Source organism: Ligilactobacillus equi DSM 15833 = JCM 10991, from assembly GCF_001435735.1.
Taxonomy (GTDB): domain Bacteria; phylum Bacillota; class Bacilli; order Lactobacillales; family Lactobacillaceae; genus Ligilactobacillus; species Ligilactobacillus equi.
Genome location: NZ_AZFH01000140.1, coordinates 1 through 277, shown reverse-complemented (window position 1 = coordinate 277; position 277 = coordinate 1). Strand labels below are relative to the sequence as shown.

The following is a 277-nucleotide window of genomic DNA, read 5'->3' as shown; positions in this document are numbered from 1 at the left end:
AGAGCAACGGACTCTTAATCCGTGGGTCCAGGGTTCGATCCCCTGACCACCCATTTAATTAAATATCTAATTACTATCTTTTATCAGTAATGATAATTTTGGGTGGTTAGCTCAGCTGGCAGAGCAACGGACTCTTAATCCGTGGGTCCAGGGTTCGATCCCCTGACCACCCATTTAATTAGATATTTAATTATATCTATTATCGGTAACGATAATATTTCGGGTGGTTAGCTCAGCTGGCAGAGCAACGGACTCTTAATCCGTGGGTCCAGGGTTC

1 tRNA gene is annotated in these 277 nt (G+C 44.0%); it reads left to right on the top strand.

Annotated elements, in window-relative coordinates:
* The first annotated feature begins 100 nt into the window (after positions 1-100).
* Positions 101-173 (top strand) — tRNA-Lys (locus FC36_RS08060).
* Positions 174-277 lie beyond the last annotated feature (104 nt).